The 23,544-nt window shown below is 40.3% G+C and carries 4 protein-coding genes; 1 reads left to right on the top strand and 3 read right to left on the bottom strand.

Annotation, left to right across the window (positions count from 1 at the left end; translation table 11 throughout):
- Positions 1-228 precede the first annotated feature (228 nt).
- The 3 genes from HMPREF0851_RS13035 to HMPREF0851_RS13025 form a co-directional block, all read right to left on the bottom strand.
- Positions 229-7,332: an SIALI-17 repeat-containing surface protein gene (locus tag HMPREF0851_RS13035; protein WP_000746498.1), complete on the bottom strand. Its 7,104-nt coding sequence runs from the start codon at positions 7,330-7,332 to the stop codon at positions 229-231.
- Positions 7,333-7,803: 471 nt separating this feature from the next.
- Positions 7,804-16,077: an SIALI-17 repeat-containing surface protein gene (locus HMPREF0851_RS13030; protein WP_000373814.1), complete on the bottom strand. Its 8,274-nt coding sequence runs from the start codon at positions 16,075-16,077 to the stop codon at positions 7,804-7,806.
- Between the two features lie 142 nt (positions 16,078-16,219).
- Positions 16,220-22,621 (bottom strand): SpGH101 family endo-alpha-N-acetylgalactosaminidase, encoded by a 6,402-nt coding sequence (locus tag HMPREF0851_RS13025; protein WP_000357489.1) that lies wholly within the window; start codon positions 22,619-22,621, stop codon positions 16,220-16,222.
- 296 nt (positions 22,622-22,917) lie between these two features.
- Here HMPREF0851_RS13025 and HMPREF0851_RS15935 point away from each other — a divergent pair.
- Positions 22,918-23,544, top strand: a 627-nt coding sequence (locus HMPREF0851_RS15935; RefSeq protein ID WP_000160549.1) for a helix-turn-helix domain-containing protein, incomplete at its 3' end; no start/stop codon positions are given.

Raw genomic sequence — 23,544 nt, 5'->3', positions numbered from 1 at the left:
CTACTACCAAGAAATTCATCTGAAAAGAAACTGAGAAAAGTCTTAGAAATCAGAAAAACGCATCTATCAGGTGTTGCAAAACCTGATATCATGCGTTTTATCATGCAAGAATCTACTGTATTTTCTCCTCAACTTGAGGCTTTATATCATAGTATACCTATTCATTTATCGATGTGATTTTTTATCATCGACCAGGCTATACCAATAGGATAGCATTAGACGCCCAGACTAATCCTCTTTTCGTTTTGCAGTTAATAGGGCTGCTGACAAGGCCAAGCTAACCCCCGCCAAGAAAATGGCTGTTTCAGATTCTCCCTCACCTGTTTCTGGTAATCTATTTTGCTCTTGTTTGACTACTGAAACATTTGGTTTTATAGTCTGGTTATGAGCTAATAGCTCTACTGGATAATCTGGTTTTTCAAGAACTGACGCTTCCTCATTTCCTACCGTGGCTAGAACACCATGATACTCTGGAAGTTTATGTTCTAGAGCCATTACAGCATTAACGCCACCCTTAAATTCAGGTTTCTCAACGCTTGGTGCCGCTTGATCTCCTACAGTAGCAAGAGTTCCTGTGTATTCTGGAACTTCGTTTACTGCTGCTTCTACAAAGTTAGCACCACCTTTGAATTCTGGAACTTCATTGACTGGAGCTAGCTCCTCGCCTTTACTACTTGAAATAGATGCTTTCACTCCAACTTCAATAATGCGATCCTGGGCCTTTCTTTCTTCAGAATGAACAAGACTTCTAGTAGTACCCAAAACTTGAATATAGTCAATTTTTTCTCCACCCTGTCCTTCAGAAACGATACGACGTTGACCTTGAGCAAGTTCAGGGTTTTCACGAATAACTTCTTTAAACGGAAGCGGAGTCTTTTCAATTTCCAAACTTGGAGTTTCTGCTACTAAGTTCTTAACGCCTTCTGTTGGTGTTGTTTGGAAGGTAGACTTAAAGTGTAAACGATATTCTTTTACCAGATTTCCATCTTTGGAAACAAGACGAACCAATGTTGGAAGATTGGCATTTCCAGAATCCACAACTGTAACTACTCCATGTCCACTAGTTGTTGCAGTGACTTTTGGTTTTGAACCCATTGTTGTTAGAGTGTAATCTGTCACATTGGGATCAAAGTTTTCCAATGCTTTTCCATCGATCAAAATAGTCGCTGATGGTGTTTCCACTTCTGCTCCCTTGCCTGCAGAATAGGCTGTAAATTCTACAAGTGCAAGACCATTGGTGGTAGCCTTACGAGTCATTCGAGCACGAATAGCTGTCGCTTGAATCGGATCAAAGTTAAACTCGATTGGTTTACCAGCTACTAATTCTCCAGAAGCTTTGTAAGGAATTGGTGCCCAATTTTCTGCCTTGTTGAATGGATGGTCAGCATTTTCTTCATAACGAGAAATCGTACTTGGTTCTGTAAAGGCAGGACCAATATATCTTTCTAGAACCATTTTCTCTGGGGCATCTGTTCCACTATCTTTAAAGAACTGAATGGCTACTTTTCCAATAGATTGGGAGGCAATTTTACCGTCCTTCTTAAAGAGTAGTCCGACAGAAGTTTCTTCATTTTTCGGAGTACGAGACCAGTTTGTCCAACGTCCATCTTCATTGTATTTTCCATCATTGATATAGAAAATTCGATCATGTGAAGCTGCTTGTGTATCGTTCGTTGTCGAAGCAAAGGCTTTAGAATCCGTTTCATTGTTGCTTGGATTTTCTGAAATGACTTGATTTCCTTTAGAAACAACTGTCACCTGCATTTTAGTGGTTAGATTTGTACCAATGACATGACCGGTAATTTCAAATGTTCCCTCATGCTCTGTTGCATGTTCAGGAATAGCATCCCATTTCACTGCCAGTTTATCTGTAGTCCAAGTAGTTGAAGTTGGGTAATAAACAGTGACTTCTGAAGGAAGTTGAAGAGCATCTCCAACATTCAAAATTTTAGCACTATTTTCTGCAGCAAGAGGTTGGCTAGTTTCTCTCTCATCATTGCGGAAGATTCGATATTCTTTCAATACCGTACCATCTTCTGCTTTTAAGATGAGACGTGTTGCACCTTTTGGACTGGTTGCCGGAACAACTGTTACCAAACCATTATTGCTAGCGGTTGCAGTGATTTCTTTGCTAGATTGAGGAATATAGTAATCAGTCTTAGATGGATTAAAGTGTTCAAGATCCTTGCCATCTACCTTGATAGAAATCTCTGAACTTGTAGAGCTTAAGACCTTGTTTCCAAGGACAGTTAGCTCTGTCAGACCAACACCTGATGTTCCATCTGCTTTCTTCATGCGTATACGAACAGCATAGGTTTCTACCTTGTCAAATGTGAAGTGATTTGTTTGAGTTGCAGATAGCTGACTTGGAGCATGTAAGTTTTCAACTGCTTTCCAATTGTCTGGATTATTAAATGGATGATTACTATCTCGTTGCGCATGACTGACATCACTTGGTAAATCAGGAATTTCTTTACCTACATAATATTCAACTACATATTCTTTTGGAAGACCAATTGCTCCATCAGTATAGAAATCAACCGATAAATTATTGACAAAACGTTTCGTCAAGTCTCCTGAATTACCAAACAAGATTGAAGCCCAGTCATTGTCAGTATTTGTTCTCCAAGTAGTCCATCTATTTTTAGCATCTGTTGGCGTTCTTGATACAGTCAGGTCGTTCAAGGCATTAGCTGAATCATCTCCTCCTGTATTGGACACAATAGCAGCTGGCAATTGCGAACCTGTCCATTGTTTAGAGATATTATTTCCAGCAACAACTTGACTAGACACTCGAACATGAGCTTTAGTGGTAAGATTGCTACCCACTAAACGACCATTGATTTCATAGATCCCTTCAGTTTGACTAAAGTTGACTGGAACCTGATCCCAAACTACATCTTTGTAGATAGTTGTTCCGTTAGAATGGTAAGCACGAACATTAGCTGGCAATTGAACTGTCTCACCCTTAGGAAGAGTAAGGCTGATTTCCTCTGCAACTTGTAAACCTTCAACCGTTACCGTTGCTTGAGCTTCAATGTCTGTTCCTTCTACATGTCCTTTAAGGGTAAAGCTATGATAGCGGCCCAATTCTTTTTCATCTACCTTGTCCCAAGTTACAGCTACCTTACGAGGCAAGCCTTTATCAAATTCTGCTCCAACTTCTTTAGGTAGATTCGGTTGCTGATTAATGTCTGTAGAAATAGATACAGGATGAAGTTTCACAATCTTCTTGCTGACTTTATTTTCTTTAATCACCACTTCAGTAGTTACAGATTCTGTTTTCTCTGTTTGATTATCGATTCGAGGTGTCAAAGTCACTCTTCCCTTAGTATAGAGCAACAAGTTCTGTCCATTCACCTCAAGATGCCCACCATCAGATGATTTAGCTTCTAGGTGAATATCTGAAGCTGAAAATTCTGTTTGAGAACCATCCTCATAACTACCAATGACACGATAAGTTAAGACCTGATCTTCAGTAGCAGTTTCTTTTCCTTCCACAACTACTTCCAAACGTTTCAAGGCAGGAGCTTCCTTCACAAACTGAATTAAATAAGTTTGAACCAAGTCACCCTTTTGGTCACTCAAGAAGACCGAGGCCTGATAACCATTATCAGCAGAAGCTTGCTGAACAGTTACTTGATAACCAGTAGTCTGAGCCCCAACACTTGGAATTGTTCCAGTGTAAGGAAGGGATACACGGTAATAAGTCTTGCCAGATTCGAAGTTCTCAAGAACTTTATCCCCAACAGTAAGTCCTGTAATGCTACTTGTTGTTTCCTTACTGCTTGCGATAAAGGTTGCAGTTACTTCACGGTCGTCATCTACCAATTTACCAGTAGCCTCCGTACGTCCCCCTTCCTTGTTCAAAGCAGCAGGATCTTTCAAGGTCCAAGAAACAACATCTGTATCAATCAAACTACCATCTGTCAGAACAGCTGTGACCGTTTTATCCAAATCAGCTGCAGTTGTACCAACTGGTACTGTAGCAACTTTTGGTAACCATCTATCTAAGGCAATCACTTTTACAAGGGCCTCAGCTTTGCTTTCCAAACCTTCTACACGTCCATATACTTTTTTCTCACCTGCACTTGTAAGCAAGTCAGCTGGCACGTCCCATGTTACAGTCTTTTCCTCAACACTGCCGTCGCTATAAATAGCTGTTACTGTTTGAGGCAATTCAGGATTTGTAGTCACATCAGTTGTTGCTTTTACAGGAGCAAAGGCTACAAAATGACGGTTTTCTTTCTTACCAGACACAGTTGCGACCGTTGCGCTATCAGAAGTTAAACCAGCAGAATCTGCATAAAGAGTAAATTTACCTTCCTTTTCTGTTGATTTTACAATGACAACCCCTTTACCATTGAAGGCTTTTCTTTGCCATATTCCATCTGCTTGAGCTTTGTAGCGCTCACGACTAGCTTGTTCTCCATTATCCACACCAACGATTTGTCCCTGACCATGAAGATTGAAATGAACAAGATTATTCGCTGTCGGAACAACATTCCCTTCGCCATCAACAATTTCGTAATGGATGTAAGATAAATCTTTACCATCTGCTGTGATAACATGCTCTTCTTTAGTCAGACGAACTCTTGCTGGCTCCCCAGCAGTTGTCACACTATCACGCGCAATTTCGTTGCCATTTTCATCTCGAGCAATCGCAGTCAGTGTGCCTGGTTGGTATTTTACAAGCCACTCAAGATACAATTCACTTGGTTTAGCTCCCTCATGATATGGACGTCCATCTTCTGTTCTCTTCTTAGTAAATTCCTTTTTACCAAGCGACTCTCCATTTAAGAACAATTCGACACTTGCTGCATTTGAGAAGGTACGAACTGGAACCTTTCCATCGACCAGCATCTTGCGATCCTTAAGGGTCTCTTCAGTCCAGTTCCAATGCGGTAAAATTCGGACAGTTGGTTTTTCTTTATCACTATACCACTCACTACGGTAAAGGTAGAAATCATTCTTGGGCAAACCAGCTGTATCAATAATACCAAAGTAAGAGCTTTTTACAGGTGTATTATCTTGGTTATGCCATGGAGTTGGTTCACCGATATAGTCAATTCCTGTCCAGATAAATTGTCCAGCATAGCCAGCACGATCACGGTCAAAAGTCCATGACTCAGTAGCTGTTCTTCCCCATCCAACACGGTCATTACCATAATCAGATTGTTCATAGTGACGATTTGGACGGTTATCGTGTCCAAGGATTTGAGCAGGATTGTAATAAGAATCACGCGTTCTAGTAGCTGAAGAGGTTTCAGAACCATAAATAAGCCAGTCTGGATGAGCTCTACGAACCGCATCATAAAAACGTTCACCATAGTTCATACCCACAGCATCCATGATTTCTGCAACTTTTAAGAAATCACCTGTCGCTGCACGACTAAATTTATTCTCACCCATGGTAACATAACGCTCGGTATCAATCGCTTTAATGACAGCCTTCAAACGTTTAGCAGTTTCGATAGAACGAGGACTACCATTTGCTTCCTCTACCTCATTTCCAAGAGACCACATCACAATAGACGGATTGTTCTTATCACGTTCTACCATTGTTCTAAGATCAAAATCAGACCACTTCTCACCCTTCTTAGCTTCAGGATGGGTTGCATCTTGATCAAAGAACCGTCCATAGTCGTAAGTCTTCTTGCCACCATACCAGGTATCAAAAGCTTCCTCTTGAACCAAAAGACCTAAACTAGCCGCAGCATCAAGCAACTGAGGGCTAGCTGGATTATGGGTTGTTCGAATAGAATTAACCCCCATATCTTTCAGGAGTTTTAATTTACGATAGGTAGCCTTATAATTTTCTTCTGCCCCCAAGGCTCCATTGTCATGGTGAATACTTACTCCGTGGAATTTCATGCGTTCACCATTCAGAGAGAAACCATCCTTAGCAGTCCAATTGAAATAACGGTAACCAAATGTATCCTCTGTTACATCAACTAGTTGACCTTCTTTATAAACCTTTGTTTTCAGCACATACAGTTGAGGATGATAGCTTTTTGTCGTCCAAAGAGTTGGTTTATTAACTAGGATTGTTTGTCTGAAATCTGCAACTTCATTTTCTGCTAAATTCTTCGTTTCAGAGCGCACTAATTCTGATACAACCTTGCCCTCCTTAGTGAAAATCTGTTGTTCCACAAAGACTTTAGCAGCCTTCTTATCCGTATTTTTAATCTTACTTTGAACCTGTGTTTCAACATTCCCTTCTTTTTGCTCAGCAAGTTTTGGAGTAGTGATATGATTACCATTTTCGGCAACATGGACTTTATCACGATAACTAAGAGTTACATCACGATAAATCCCACTTCCTGAATACCAACGACTACTTGGTTGCTTATTGGTCACTTGAACAGTAATTGAATTTTCACTACCATCCTTGTTTAAAAATTCTGTAATATCATATGAAAAATGATTATAGCCACTTGGATAATGTCCTACAAATTTACCATTTACATAGACCTTCGAATCCATGTAAACCCCATCAAAATTGATACGAACATCCTTATTCTTGTCAGCTTCATTTAATGTAAAAGTCTTACGATACCAAGCTGTTCCACCATTTAACTGGCCACCTTCATTACGCGCGGGAGATTTGTGATCGAAGTCAAAATAAATACTCCAATCATGAGGAAGATTCAATTTAGACCAATCATGAACATCCACATCTTTTTTTGAAAAATCTCCTTGGGCATTTAGTTTAAAATACCAATCTTTATTAAAATCTTGTTTTCGCTCCGATAATAGCTGCTTCTCTTTTTCAACATCCGCTTCACTTAAGTCTTTAGAAAGCGCTTGCGTTTTTTCAGACGAAGGTTTGAGATCTGCAGTCGATTTTACCTGATCCTTTTCTGAAATTTTCTTAGTATCCTCTTTTACATCTGTTTCATCTGCTGTAGACTTCGGACCATCTTCCACAGTCTTTGGATTTGTCTCTTCAGCTTCGTTTTCTTCTCCTACCTTATTTGGAGTTTCAACTTTAGGACTAACCAATTCATGGTTACCTTCATTAACAGTTTTAGCAGACTCTGTATCCTTACTTTCATTGTTTTCTGTTGTCTCAACTTTTGGTTTTACGAACTCACGTCCACCATTCCCATCAGCCTTTGCTATAGCAGCTGCCACATCATCAGGAAGCTTATCTAAAGGTTGGGCTTGATGAATCGTTGTTCCTTCTGTTTGAGTATTGGATGTAGACAAGTCCTCAGCCTGTACAGCTGACAAGCCAAATATACTAGCCCCAATCATCACAGATGCCGCACCTATAGCAAATTTACGAATGCTATAATGGTAACGTTTATCGAAAAGTCTTTTCTTCATTAAAATCCTCTTTTCTTTCCCTTGATGCTAAGTAAGCGTTTACTTTTTAGAAAAATAACCTCCTTCTGGATACACAACTAAGCATCAAGTTTGTTTTTTTGTATATGTTAAATATATCAAAATGAGCAAGAAATTGCAATCTTTTTTGTGATTTTAATATAACAAAAAAGAGGGAGTAAGTATCCTATAACGAAAATCTTAACAATTGGTAAAGAATCTAGTCCTAACACTCTTCTAAAATCTCTTCAAACCGCATCAGCTTCCATCTGCAACCTCAAAACAGTGTTTTGAGCAACCTGCAACTAGCTTTCTAGTTTGCTCTTTGATTTTCATTGGGTATAAACTATCAACTATTCAAAAACCACACAGTGTTTCTTTCAGCTTGATGATGCTCAAGACTGAAATCACTGTGTGGTTTTATTGTGACATTAATGTTTATCTAGGATTATTGAATAACTCTTTTTCGAATTCTTAATTCTTTTTCCCTTTTTTGACAAAAGCGGCAGAGAGAACTAATCCAAGACCACCTAACAAGGCTAAAGCAGCTGATTCTTTTCCACCTGTTGCTGGAAGTTGATCTTTAACTTTAGAAATCGACGATTGTGGTTGTTCTTGTTTTTGGGCTTGATCCGTTTTCACTGATGCACTTGCAAATTCATCAGACTCTTCAACAGTAGTTTCAACATTACTATTGCCACTGCTCATCTTATCTCCATCAACTTTATCAACCGAATCTTCCAAGTTTTCCTCTGTTGGAGTTGCTTGATGGCTTGCTGTTCCTTTATATTCTGGTACTTCATGAACAGCGGCTTCGACACCATTTACTCCACCGGTAAATTCTGGTACTTCTACTACTGGTGATGGTAGCTTGCTTGGGTCTCCCATAGATTCAGTATACTCTGGAACTTCATGGGTAGCTGCCTCAACTGCGTTTACTCCGCCTTTGAATTCTAGCCCTTCTACTACTGGAACCACATTATCTCCTGCTATGCCAATAGCTTCAGTATACTCTGGAACTTCATGAACAGCGGCTTCGATACCACTCACTCCACCAGTAAATTCTGGTACTTCTACTACTGAAGCTGGTTCATCACCCTTACTTGTAGTTGGAGCTGGTTTGACTGGTTCTTCTGGAAGTTCTTGGTGGAATGTCGTCATTTCGTAGAACTCTGGTTTGCCACCTTCCCAAACAAGTTTCACATCCAATAATGGAGATTTATCTCGGACAGCAAATGTTTGGAAGCTTGAGGTAATCTCACCTATTTCTGACCAAGAATTTCTTTTATCTGATTTAAGAGTTCGAGCCAATACTCGGACCTTCACTCCTTGCGGAAGACTTGAAACAAGTCGGATATGGTTGACATCTGTCGGTTCTGACAAGTGGTAAACAAGCTCACCTTGCTCTTTCTCAGCCTTGTAGCTAGTCAGTACTTTACCATCTACGAGATTGGTGTAGAGGTTACCTTGGCTTTCACCGCTGTTTCCTTCTACAGTTGGATCATTAATTGGTTTCACAAATTCACCATCATTGATTACCAACTCAGTGAAGCCTACAAAACGAGCATTATAGTCTGCTGTATATAGAACACGGAGATAGTTGGCTTTAACTGGGCTTGAAAGTTCACCCTCAATATAGCGGTTTCCTGGCATCTTAGAATCATGTGTCCAACCATCTGTCAAGGAATCATCACGTGTTTCATTGGCAACACCATCACCAACTGTTACAAGATCTGTCCAAGTCTTGCCATCTTGACTGACTTGAATCTTACCATCACGAAGATAGTTTTGAGTGCCGTCTTGGATATATGCTCTAATCTTCTTGATGTCACGTTCACTACCAAGTTTAAGAGTGATATGACCATCTTTACGAGCATAGTCTGAAAACTCTACAAAGTTATTGTAAACTCCGTCGAATAATTGATCCAAGTTCTTGAGCTTACGAACGTCATTTCTACCGTATGTTGGGTGAATTCCCATTGATGTAGAATCAAGTGTTGTTGGTTGAACTTCTTTTGTCTGAACAAGTAGAGATGTTGCTGTCACTGCTTGTTCTTGATCAGTCTTATTAACCAAACGAATATAACGTACCAAGGACTTATCAGTCACTTGAACAGCTGGATACCATTCTTGGGCATTTGGAGAGTATTCCAAGTTGAGGGATGGATTTTCTGTACCAACTGCTTGAATGCTTTCAGCTTGGTGAAGACGATCAAGTTTCATACCCAAGTAACTCTTAGCTGGAAGTTTTGTTCCGCTCGGAATTTGCAGGTCATAACGGCCTAGACTGTCATAAACTGGAGTTGACTTCAAGTTTTCAACATTTGTATCAGTCAATTGACTATTACCTGTACGTGTTTCAACTGAGAAATCAGCGATACGCCACCATAAGTTGATGTTCTTAGTGTTGCGAATACGAACATATCGAGCTGAAATTGGAGTTTCGATTTCTTTGGTTTGTTCACCAGTCAAGCGATCCAATTCTTGCCATGAGTTACCATCTGCAGAATATTCAAGAACACCTTCTACCAATTTATCTCCTGAACCTTGGTGGAGACGAACCTTAGTCACAGGTTTGACTTCACCTAAGTCTAGTTGTACCCAACTATTTACTGGAGTTGTATCCGTTCGATCAGCATTTGCAAGCATTGCTTCTGTATTGTCACGACCGTCTGTAATCTGACCAACTGTCGTATTGTACTTGTACATAAGATTTGGACTAATCGTCACAGTAGCTGCCTGTTTAGCATGAGTAACTTCTACAGGGCGGTTAACAGCGATTTCTCGGACAGCAAACCAAGTATTATCACGATCTGAAGTCGCAATCATTCGAACAGCCTTAGCACGAATATTGAGTTTTTCATATTTAAGCAGTGGTTCATTTCCAGTGTAGCTTGGTTCTGAAAGTGTTACCCACTCATCATTTTCATTGAGATACTCAACCTTAGCATTGTTAAAGGTATCACGAGGATTTGCTTGAGTTCCCATTGCAAAGGTCAAATTTTGGAGTGGAACAGCTTTGTTAAATTTCAAGCCAATGTAATCACCAGTCTTGATACTGTTTGGCGATTTGATCAATGCATAAGTTCCCAAATCTCCATCAATCACCTCAGCAAGTCCGCCTTCCACACCTGTACGGTTCGTGATAAAGGTACTAATCACTTGGTCAGGATGCAAGGCTTTTTGAACTTCTGTTGCCAAGATTTCACGCAGCCCAAGCAAGAATGGACGGATATGTTGAACACCCAACTCAGCTTTTTCGTCATGGTCTACATAATGGAAAGTATGAGTTTGAGACTGTTCATATAGTTTTAAGCCCTTATAGTAACTATCCCAAAGTTTTGCAGAATCGTTCTTTTCGATAGCTTCTGTACCATCAAGAAGAGCACTCAAGGCGTCCATTTGGTCAATAGTATTATCCAACCAGTAGTGGATTTGAGCACGCATTTTTTCATCACCAGATGCTTTATAAAGTTGAGCTGCTGCTTTTAGTTTCGCAAATTCTGCACGCAAGCCTTCACGCTCTGCACCAACATCTTGACCAGCTTTCAACTTAGATATGAAGGCCGCCAATTTCGGTGCAAGTTCAACAGACTCTTCCAACTTCACAACACGACCATCCATGTTTTGGTTGATCATATGTTTACCAAGCTCACGGAAGGCAATAGATGCTTCACTATCTGTAAACTTACCGTTTTCAACAAAGTTGAAGGCTATATCGTTGACTTTCTTGGCTTCTTCTTCTGACTTCCATTGTTTCCATGAATATTGGGCTTCAGAGAAGAGGGCAATCTTAGAAGGCTCAGATTGTTGCATTGGGTTCAACATGATACCTGAAAGAAGACTAGGATCAACATTTGGATGAAGGAATTTCTCACCTCCACCTAAGATTAAGTGTTGTTTAGAGTTATCTGTAACAGGCCAATTGACCCATAGAGAAACTGGACGATAGGTCTTACCACCTGCAGTCAGGTTGTTCTTAAGGTTAGAGAGGAAGCTTTCGGATACTTCACCCCAAACCTTACCACCAGTAAGGGTCATAGAGGTTGAAGTTGGAAGATTTTCATTGAGTGCTTTCAACTCATCTTCACGGCCATTACCCCAATATTGACCTGGGACAAAGATCATTTCCTTACGAAGACCACCATAAGTTGCTTGTTTTTCAGTCAACCAGTCTGTCATGTCCTTCATCAAGCGGTTGTAGCTATTGTAGCCACCAACTGGACTTGGAGCATCATCTGCCAAAATACCGAACTCACGAACACCTACATCCATCAATTGAGTAAATTTAGCTTTAATAGTTTCAAGGTCTTTCTGGTAGTCAGCATCGTTGCCAAAACGGATACGGTTATTCATGAATGGATGGATGGTCCACACATAACGAGTCTTGTTTTGGTTTCCGACACGCGCCAATTCACGGATTTCAGCTAATTTTTCTTCTGGATAGAGTTCACGCCATTTCTTGTTGTGGTATGGATCATCTTTTGGTGCAAAGAAGTATTGAGTCAACTTCAAGTCACCACCATAACGCATCAATTCTGCACGATCAGCATTACTCCAAGGATTTCCATAGTAACCTTCGATAAAGCCACGGTTCTTAATTTCAGCGTAGTCTTCCACTGTTACATTACGTAAGACTGGTGCTGCGCTCTCATTAAGCATGTGTTTGAGAGTTGTCAAACCGTAGAAGACAGCATCTGTATCCTTACCAACTATAGAGATTGTATTGTTCTTGATGGACAAAGCATAAGCATCAATTTTATCAAAGAGTCCTTTAGAAAGATTTGGCATCTCTTTTTCAGCCTGTGACTCTTGACCATGAACACCAAGATAGATATTTGTAGCACCAGCCACTGCTGTTTGACTGCTTGTGTATGAGATTTGATGATCTTGTAGAACACTCTTCAAGCGGTTGCGAGTATAGATATCCAAATTTTCCCCCATAACAAGATTGACTTGTTTATGAAGTTTCGTTACACCGTCATTATAAGTTACTTTTTGTGGTGTTGGGAAGACTTTGTACTCTTTCTTAAGGTAATCTTGACTTTGTGCTGCTGTAGCAACTGCTTCGTCACTTGTTGGCTTGCTAGCTACAAAACTATCAGCAAGTTCAGTTGTACCGTCACCCATCTCCTCAACTTTAGGTGTTTTTGGAGTAGCTGACTCTTCTGCCTTGTTAGTAGAAACTGGTTTCAGAAGTTGAATTTCTGCAGCACTACCAAATCCTGCAACACCTGATAAAACTTTAAATTCTACCTTATCCGTTTCAACTGCATCAAAGTTCACTGTTTTCTCTTTGGCATTGTTTTCCCAAGTTCCTGAAGCAACTTTAACCATTTGACCATCTTTTTGAGCATAGATTTCATAAGATGTCACGACACCATTACCACCACCTGGACGTGGAAGATAAGTCAAACCATTGACTTTTTCTGCTTCTTTCAAGGTCATGGAAAGAGTGTACGGAGCAGTATCACCAGTCCATTTAGTATGCCAGAATGTGTTTGGATCATTGTCAAAGGCTTTTTCAACAACTCCTTCAGTCGCTGTTCCTGGAGTTTCTTGACTAGTTGCAGAAACTGTGAAATGATTTGTTGGAATCAAACGAGGATTTACAAATGGTTTATCTGACAACTCTGCACTATGTAAGATTCCTTTGAAACCACTGATGCTTTCAAGCGGTAGAACCAAGCTATTGTGGGCAAAGCGGGGGTGAGCTGGATTTGCGATACGTTCAATCTTCTCACCATCCACATAGAATTCCGTTGATTGTGGTTTGCTCACAATAGAGATTTGATAACGCTTGTTCTTTTCAAGTTTTTTCTTGAATTGGATATGGAACTGTTCAAATTGATAAGCAAGATAGCCGTCTTTATCAGCTAGATATATACGGTTGTCTCCACTTGTTGAGAAGGTTTGTTCACCGTCTCCAGTGACAGTTACATCAAACTTCAAGACATGACTTGGGCCAACATCACCAGCTAAGCCTTCGATACTGCTATCTTTCTCAAAAGCCAATCCCTGATCGCTTGCCTTCACCTTCTTACTTGCATAATTCTTCACAGTTTCAGTATTGATAGTAAACAAATCACTTTGATCAATCGCTCTGTCAGGATTTGACTGTGGCGCATAAGGGCTCGCTGGTAGGATACGTTCTGCAAATGTCGTTGCCGCACGGTCAGATCCCCAAGTGCGTTCTGCAGTTGTTTGCATGCTCTTGAAGAAGCGTTTAAAGATATCATAAGATGTCAAACCTGTCTCATGAAGGTCGATATTGTCATTCCAAACTGCGTGTCCACCTCCAAGGATATTTGGATTAGAAGCTTCTAGTAGCGGGCCATGACCAGTTCTGAAATCGTTTGGTGTCCAACCATTATATTGAGTTTCATAGTTAGCATAATCACCATAACCAGCTTGACGATTATCTCCATTCGGAACGCTATATGTTGGGATATCTGTGATATTAATAATCTTAGCTCCTTGAGCAATAGCTTCTTTTGGTTGCTGCCAGCCAATACTCCAGATATCAACTTCTACATCTTTCCAATCAACCGCTGTTTTACCTCGTTTCGCACTGAGCGACCCCCAAATACGAGGTGTATATCCTTTTCCTTTAATGTATTTAATAAGGTCATTGACATAACGACGATAGCTTTCTCTACTTCCGTAGTATTCATCCGTTCCGATATGAACAGTAGATACCCCATGAAGTGGTGCATCTGGACCATCAAGAAGTTTGTCATAAACTGATTTGACAAAAGCCAGCGTTTCATCATATTTATTATCTAGATCGAGCATAGCTACGCGCTCTACGTTATGTTTACCTCTGTAATCTCTCAGGCTACCTTGATACATGAGGTCTGGACGAACTTTGACAAATGACAGAGCATGACCTGGTGTGTCAATTTCAGGTACTAGATTGATATGCAAGGCCTTAGCAAGTTTAATCAGATTTTGCATTTCTTCTTTAGTATAGTGCTCATCTGATGTTAATTTTTGACCATTCTTACCGACAATATCTGTCTCTACACGGAAACCTGTCTTAGCATGTTCTAGAACATATTTAAGCTCTTCTTCTTGTGTTAAGTTCTTACCTGCTAAGTGTTCCTTTAGGAAGATATAGTTATCGTTGAGGTGCAACTGCAAGTCGTTCATCTTGTAGTAAGCCATGTTGAGCATGATGTCTACAAGGGCATCATAAGGAATAAATTTACGACCTGTATCTAGCATAAAACCACGGTGACTGAAGCTTGGGAAATCACGAATTTCTCCATTTTGGAGATTGCTTTCCCCCATTTGAAGAAGAGTACGAGTGGCGTAGAAGGCTCCTGTGTTCGTTGCAGCTTCGATGGTAATGACACCATCTTGGATAGTGATTCCATAGCCTTCCTTACCATACCCCTTATTTTCAACTTTTTTAAATTCAATTCGTTTTTGAGCCTGCTTGTCACCTGTCGCAAGTTCCAATCCACGACTTGCAAGGTCTGACTGGTAGAAGGTTGCTGCTTGTTCAAAGCCTGAATCACCCGTCGCAAGAACTGTATCTGAAGTGATAGAAGATTGACCTTCTTTTCCATACCATTGTTGAACAGCTGGTGCTACTTTTGGTTTGACACCCACACCTTCGTCCTGATGTAGCCCCTTGATGACTACTTCAAACTCTTTAGTAAAGGTATGTGAATCTTTAATTTGCTCTACCATAACCTTAACGCGTTGATCAGTCAAAGGCCTATAAATGTGATTTTGAAGGTCAATCACACCTTGTTTGTTGCTTCCGATGAGACTGACTTTTCCTGGTAGAGTTGGCAAGACAAGAGACTGTCCGTCTTTAGCTACAGTCAATTCTGTAACCTGACGGATATCCGTTACCTTACTTGTATCAGGAATATTCGAATAAGCTCGAATTTCTTGAATACCCACGTTTCTCCAGCCCATTGTGCCCGCTTGATAGTCATTGATTTCTAACTTGAGATATTTAGCTTGAATACTATTGGCTAAGTCAACTTTCTCATCTAAAACAGGTTCTCCAGTCTTGGTATGAGCTAGCTTCCATTGTTTTTCTCCACTAGCATTTACATCATCTTGACCTGCATAGTAGAGGCTCCATGATTTGATATTAGGGTCATTTTGCCCATTGCGAACACGGCGATCCCAATCAATTTCCACATGTCTAATAAGTGTAGTCTTGGGAAGAGTTAATTCGAAAGTTGGTTTGTCAATATTTTGATTTGTTGACCAACGAGTATCAGGATTACCGTCCACTGCCTTGTCAGCAGTATAAGGAGTACCAGTTTCTGAGTCGTTTACTTGAACAGTCACACCTTCTAAGTGGTTACGATCTTCTCTATCTTCAATTTGCTTTTCAACTGGTTTGATTGTAGGTGTAGCTGGTTCTACAGGTTTAGAATCTGCTTTTGGTGTTTCAACCGGCTTCAGAGTCTCAGCTGGTTTGGGAGCTGTTGGAGTTGTTGCTGGGCTTGTTCCTGCAGTATTTTCATGATTTTCTTCATGTTCTGCATCTGCCGTTGCTTCTGATTCAGCTTTCTTTAAAACAGCTGCTAAATCGTCCGACAACTTATCTAGGGGCTGAGCTTGTGTGATAGTTCCTTCTTTCTCAGGTGTTCCACCTGTCTCAGCAGCCTGTACTACATTTGCACCAAAGATACTAGCACCGATCATTACAGAGGCTGCACCAATTGCAAATTTTCGAATACTATAGTGACAGCGTCTTTCAAAAAAATGTCTATCCATTTTTCTCCTATTCCTTTCATCCACTTATTACAGTAAGCGGTCTCATTTCCCATTTAAAAATGGAGAGAACCTAGAGGTTCTCTCCAACTAAGTTATTTCTGTCTGAATTCTAGTTCCGGTAAACTCTAAAATCCAGTCTTCTTTAATTTTCTTTACGTTTTGTTGCAAGGACAGCAGCAGATAAGGCAAGACTGACGCCAGCTAGGAAGATAGCTGTATCAGATTGACTTTCTCCTGTTTCTGGCAATCTCTTCTGATCTTCTGTTGAAACTGAAGTTTTAGATTCTGCAAGTTTTCCTTGGCCCAATTGACTAATCTGATACTCAGGGTTTTCAATGGTTGGTGCTGCTTGATCGCCTGCTGTAGCCAATATTCCTGTGTAGGCTGGCTTTTCGTTTACCAAAGCTTCTACTGCATTAGCACCACCTTTGTATTCTGGAACTTCATTGATAGCTGCTTCTACTGCATTGGCTCCACCTTTGTATTCTGGAACTTCATTGACAGCTGCTTCTGCCGCATTGACGCCACCTTTGTACTCTGGAATTTCATTAACAACTGCTTCTTCACCTGCTGTTCCAACTGGGCCTTTATACTCAGGCACTTCAAGAATCGGTGCCTCCTCTTCACCTTTGCTACTTGTAGGAGCATCTGGTTTAGCAGTCTGATCTTGTAGTTGGTTGAGATATTCTGCAAAGTAGGCAACCATTCTTTCAGTCAAGAGATGGTTATCCGTAGCATATTTCATACTAGCTACTACACTTGCTACCTCCTCTTGATTCTCTTTGCTGGTCAATTTTTGAGCTTTCGCTAAAGCTGTTTCATAACCTGACAAATCAAGAGCTGTTTCTGCAACCTGTGGACGACTAAAGATTAACTCAGCAGCAGCTTGATATTTATCACCACCGTCTCCATAAGTCTTAGTACTTGTCAAAACAATTTTCTTAGCCTTGATTGTCTTACCAAAATCAATATCTTTTGGTTTATTGTTATCTGGCCAATCAGTTGCAGTGAAAGTATGTTCTTTACCAGACTCATCTGTCACAACAAGTTTCACATCACGCAAGTTACCATTTGATCCTGATCCACGTGGCACATAACGGAATCCAGTGATTTCTGTCGCTTCTTTCAATACCATAGTTGCAGGTTTACCAACATCTCCACCATTCCAAGACGTATGCCATAGACTTGACAAGTTACCATCAAAGGCATTGGCCAAATCTTCCCCCGCTTGCGCTGGAGCATTTAGACTTTCAAAGTCTTCTGCTACCAAGGCTGTTTTCTTTTGTACCAAGGCATTCTTCAGAGCGTCAATCTTAGCAATTTCGGCACGCGCTTCTTCTACACTAATGTCATCATCTGCTTGACTGAGGTTAAAGACAGCTTCCTTCAAGGCATCCATAGATTCCTTAGTATAGTTAGTCATAGCAACTGTTGGCAAGTAATTCTTCAGAGCATTTTCTGTCAACATCTTACCAGTTAACGTGATTTCCTCGATTTGAAGTTTATCCATGATGAAGTCATTGTAACCACGGAAGTTCGCATTTCCACCAGAATCTCCACGAGTATTGCTTGCGTTACCAGTTGAGTAGATACCCACCCAAGTATCGCCTGTTTCTGCACCTGTTACGAGGAAGGTTACCTTCTTAGCTTTCTTAGAATCTGTCCAAGTATTTGGCAATTCATGCATTTCCAAATTACTTGCTTGATTACCACGACGACCTGACTGGAATTCTCCCTTACCAACTACAAAGGCATAGGTATTGTCAGAGCCTACTTCGTATTCAAAGGTTACACGATAAGTCTTACCAGCTTCAAAACGGAAGTTTTGAGGGATTGTTTGGTAAACCAAGTTACGACGGCTCACTAGTCCATTTGTCTTCAATGACCAATTGCCTTCGATAACATCATCGACTTTCTTACCATTCCAATCACGTTGTGTATATGGATCATGTTTTTCAGATAAGTGAGTGCGATTATCCTCCACTCCTTCGATACCACCAATTACAAATGGGAAGATACCTTGAGCAACATTTTCGAAGTCTTGTTTAAATGTTCCTTTACCTGTATCATGATTATCTCCGTACATACTTGAATTGTTTTCAAAGGTACGAATTTCATCAAAGTAAGTTGCTTCATCACCAGCTTCACGACTCAAAGTAAGAGTGACATTTGATACATCTGAACCTGTTGTGAAGAAGGCATACATGTTTTGGAAGTAACTTGTATCGTCAACTGTAGCATTGTCACGACGAGTATTATGAGCATAGGCCTTAACATAGTTAAGAGCTAGTGACTTATTGGTATAGCTAGTCACTTCTTTTTCACCAGTATTCACTGTGATACTTGCTTTAGCATTACTACGGTTATCAACACCGACATAAACAGCATACTTAGTATTTGGTTTCAAACCAGTCAGTTTCTGAGTAAGGCTCACTGTGCTCTTATTACCTTGGATACGAAGCATTTCATTTGCGCCTTGTGATTTGACAATTTCTGCCTTAGAAGCATCACCAGAAATAGTCCAGTGTTTCAAAGTTCCACTGTTAAATCCTTGGTCATAGATATGCATACCTTCACTCCATGACATTTCAGGATTGGTTTGTTTTGAACGGTAGAGAACATATGGTTGATTTGCTAGTAGGTCTAGGGTAATCTTGCCATCTTTTACTGTTAATTCTTGCTCTTCTGTCTTACCTTGGTCAGTTAGCTTGTAAAGGTAAACCTTGCTATTTGCCCAATCGCTAGGAAGCGTCCAAGTTGTTGCACCAGCTTGCGTATTGAAGTAGTACATCTTTTCCTTATCAGCAGGAAGTTTCTTACCATTTGCATCCCAGTTCCAAGGAGTCAAGTAAGCTGATCCATCTTGGATGACACGCCCATTGAGCGTTACTGTACGCTCACGGTATTGCGGGCTATTGACATCATTTGACTTACGAGTCACAACTACCTTATTGTTGTCAGCATCTACCAATTCCACTCGCATTTCTGGAGTCCATTTATAAGTGCTACCGTTATCAGACATGGTGACTGGTGTACCATTTTCCCATTTACTTACAGTGAAGTGTTGGAAGTACTTGGTCATGACATCATGAGCAAACAAGTTGGTTACATAGCCATTGTAGTCACTTCTTCCTTGCCAACCTTCAAAGTCTTTCATGCTGTAGCCACCTAGAAGTGGATAGTTGGCTGCACCACCGTAACTTCTGTAATCCCCAACCCAAGAATCTTTTTGGTGGTTGCGGATAAAGCGCGTGATGGCACTGTTGATACCTTTATTAGTGTAGCCACCATAGGTCAAGTCAGCTGCCCAGTGTTGGAAGGTAGAGTCGTATTCACCACCATGGCCCCACTCGATTGCAAAGCGCCAGCCTTGTTTGTTAATTTCTTTAGCAAGAACGTGGGTAGCCCAGGCTCCATTATCACCTGACTGGCCATTGCCCCAAACATCCACATAGATAAAGTCGAGACCTTCACCAAGTTTGTTTTTCAATTCTTCCCAACGAGCTAAGCGACCATGCGCCAAGTCATAAGCAGCATCAATGTTAATACCTTGATCTAGCCAGTTCCAACCATAGCTGTAGCTTCCATCTGGATTCTTACGAAGAATATTTTCGTTAAAGTATTTAGACTCAGGATAAGTTTCAGAAGCGTTAACGTGGATACCTAGATGAGCTCCATATTTCTTCGCTTTCTCAATCAAAGCCTTGAAGTCTTCGACACCACCAATACGTTTACCAATATCAGCATAGTTCAAGTGGCCTGAGTCATGGCCTTCACTACCATAACCTTTAAGAAGAACACCTTGTCCAAGACCATCTGTATGGAGATTAATCTTCTTGATACCATCCAAGGTCATAAGGAATGGATTTTGTGCTTGAGAACCAAAGTTCATCGCAATACGGTATGCTGTGATATCCTTGACTTTTTCCCAACCTTGAGGGTTGTTCATGATACTACGATAAGCAATGGCACTATCCTGCCAGTCCACTTTCTTATCCGCATTGGCATCTTCAGTGATCACAACCTTTGCACTTGGAAGTTCCTTAGTATATTCTGGGAAGACAATGCCCTTATATGCTTTTTCCCATTGCCATTCAGAGCTTTGAATTCCCACATAGTTTGTATTTCCAACAGTTTGTTTGAATGCTGTCAAACGAGTCCAGTCATTAGAGCCACCACCGTAGCTGTTTTGAGAATTGCTCCAGACACCTGCAGCAAGCTTATCTGTAGAAACAAAACCATACATGTAACCCTTAGCCAAATCTTTCATTGGATTGGTTACAGCAATATGATCATCTCCACTGATATGAGTGTTGTTTGACATGGTTGCCCCATCAAACTTAGCTCCAGCTTGGTCGCTTGAAACCGACACAAGTGAGTTCCCTAAGAAATTGATAGAGGAGAGAAGTTTTCTTTCATCATCAATCTTCTGACCTGGAGTAACTTGGTTGTGGTTGACAATCTTGGTTACATCAAAGTGCAATTGATTATCCACAACTTGCAAACGTACGGTCATATCTGAATTGATGAAATTCTTCTCATCACGAAGCTTCATCAAATACTCTGCAGTAGTATCATTGATCTTCTTATAGGTGACTTCAGGTGTAATTTCGTGATTGTTTACTAAGATTTTCTTAAGTTGTTGAACCTGTCCAGGTAAAGTATGGCCATTCAGCGTATATTCCTTGACACGTGGAAAAGCTTGGTCAATCACTGCTTTTAGGACTTTAGACTGGATGGTATCATAAGTCACTTTACTATCATCTACCACCGCACCAGTTTCTTTTTCAGCAGTAGCTTCAGTAGCTTGAACTCCGTCTTGATTGTCAGTCTTAATATTTACAACTGTCTTTTCAGTACCATATGTCCCAGCTTTAAGTAAGATTTTCTTTTCATTTTTAAGATTTTCATTAACAGCAGCTGGCAAAGTAACCGTATCAAAAAGTTTTACATCATTATTTGTTGCATTCAGCTGACCATCTGATTTTAAGCTAATAGTCAGATGATTCACTGAGCCATTTACTGGAGCTGCAACACGACCTCCCTGATACCATGTGCTATTACCTGGTGTCTTGTATTCCCAGAACCAACCTGATTTATCATATCCAACAAAGACATTATTGTTTGTATCTTTAAATTTCAAGAAAACACCAAAACGTGATTTGCCTGTTTCAGATTCTTCTTTGAAAGTGAGATCTACATTCGCATTCCCATTCGCATCCACAGTCAATCCTTGTTTTTCAAACAAGGCTGGTTTGCTGGCATTGTCATTTTGATCTGTTGAAGACAACTTATTGTAACGAACACCATTTTCCTCACGAATGGCTACAGTCCCTTGTTGTTCTTTTCTTGCTACAGTTTGCCATTCTGGAGTAACTTCCTTTGCTGTCTCTGGCTTAGCTGTCGCTGGTTTTTCTTCTTTCGGCTTATCTTCTTTTGGCTTTTCTTCAACTAGTTTTTCAGTTTCCTCTAAATTCGCTGGTTTTGAACTAGAAATTCCCTTAATATGATCTTGGATCCATTTTAATTGAGCTGGAGAGAAAAGGATTCCTCCACTACGAACGCCTACCACACCATTTTGATGAACCCCAATCAATTTACCATCCGTATCAAAGATACCGCCACCGCTAGCACCTGGTTGTCCACCTTGATAGCCAACTCCTTGAACACCTTCACCATAAGATTCAGCAAAATCCACAGCAGTGTTAATAACTGGCGCCAACTTACCGGCAGGATAGCCAAACATATTGACTTTATCCCCAACTTTCTTAACAACCGGCTTTTCTGTAACTTCTACAGGAGCATTTTCAAGAACTGTACGCAATCTTACAAGAGCCAAATCATTCTTATAACCCTTTAAATAGCCATCCCGATCCCAGTGAATCACATCTTTTTTACTAAATTTTACATCATCTAAACCAGGGTAGGATATACTAAAAATATCACCATCCCCTTTATCATTATCCACAACCTTACGAATATTTCCATCTTGTTGATCCTTGATAAAGTTGTGAGAAACAGTCAAAACAAGATCCTTACCAATGACAATACCACTACCTTCTCCTGATGGAGTCTTAATCTTAACAGTAGCGCCATAGTTCAATTCTCCATTTTTTGTTTTGGCAACATCTTCAGGAACTAGACTACCAGTATCTTGCGCTAATTGGTCTTTATTTACCTCTTTACCATTATCAGTAGCTTTTTCAACTTTGCCTTCCAATTCTTTCGGCAATTTCTCAGTAGTTTCTTTGTTTTTCTTTTCAAGAGCTAATAACTCTTCTTCAGTTTTTGGTCCATCTGTTGTTTCAGCAGAACCTGGATTTGCTACTGCAGCTTCCTTATCGAACTCTCGTCCATTATCGCTCGCTTTTTTATCCAAATCAGCCAGTTCACTTGGCAAATTATCTGTTGAGCCAACTGTTGGTGCGTTAGCCATTACTGGAGCAGTAGCAAAAAAACTAGCCCCAATCATAACTGAAGCAGCACCTAGTGCAAATTTACGAATACTGTATGTACAACGTTTTTCAAACAATCCTTTATCCATTAAGTCCTAAATCCTTTCACTATATACGTAAGCGTTTACATCTGCTGTTCAAAAAAATACTCCTTTCTGTCTAAAAAGTGTAACACTTACATCATTAAATAAAAAATAATTACACTTTTAATATAACAAACAATAAGGAATAAAGCAATAGAAAAGATAGGAAATGACTAATTTTTTATTTCAAGCTAACTTCTCAAAGTAACTTCCACTTGCCCAACCGAAGTGGAAATTAGTCTAAAACGAATTTTTATGGTGGAATTAAGTGTGAGACGTTTGAGTTAGAAATGAGGTCTACTATGACAAAACATAAACACCTTACCCTTTCAGACCGTAATGATATTCAATTAGGCTTAGAGCGCGGTGAAACCTTCAAAGCTATCGGACAATCCATTCTAAAAGACCCAACTACTGTTTCCAAAGAAGTCAAACGAAACAGACAAGTCCGAGAGTCTACATGCTATAACCTTCCTTGCCCTCTACTCAATAAGGCTCCCTTTGTCTGTAATGGGTGCCCTAAAAGAAGACAAAATTGTGGCTATCAGAAAATCTTCTATCTCGCTAAACAAGCTCAAAAGCAGTACGAACAAACTCTTGTTGAAGCTCGTGAAGGCACTCCCCTTAATTCCAATCACCAAGCGGATAAAGATTTCTGTCAACTCTTTCCTGTCATCCTCACAGATAATGGTGGAGAGTTTGCCAGGGTTGATGACATCGAAATGGATGTTCGAGGAGAGAGTAAACTCTTCTTTTGTGATCCTAATCGCTCTGACCAGAAAGGGAGAATTGAGAAAAATCACACACTAATTCGCGACATTCTACCTAAGGGAACTTCTTTTGACAACTTAACTCAGGAGGACATCAATCTCGTTTGTTCGCATGTCAACAGCGTCAAACGCGCTGCTTTGAATGGAAAGTCAGCCTAT

The organism is Streptococcus sp. M334 (assembly GCF_000187745.1).
Taxonomy (GTDB): domain Bacteria; phylum Bacillota; class Bacilli; order Lactobacillales; family Streptococcaceae; genus Streptococcus.
The sequence above is the reverse complement of the archived record's forward strand: the minus strand, read 5'-3'. Positions and strand labels throughout refer to the sequence as shown.

What these genes read in the sequence shown, in the direction of transcription:
- HMPREF0851_RS13035 (WP_000746498.1), bottom strand. Translation starts at nt 7,332, where the DNA reads ATGAAGAAAAGACTTTTCGATAAACGTTACCATTATAGCATTCGTAAA.
- HMPREF0851_RS13030 (WP_000373814.1), bottom strand. Translation starts at nt 16,077, where the DNA reads ATGGATAGACATTTTTTTGAAAGACGCTGTCACTATAGTATTCGAAAA.
- HMPREF0851_RS13025 (WP_000357489.1), bottom strand. Translation starts at nt 22,621, where the DNA reads ATGGATAAAGGATTGTTTGAAAAACGTTGTACATACAGTATTCGTAAA.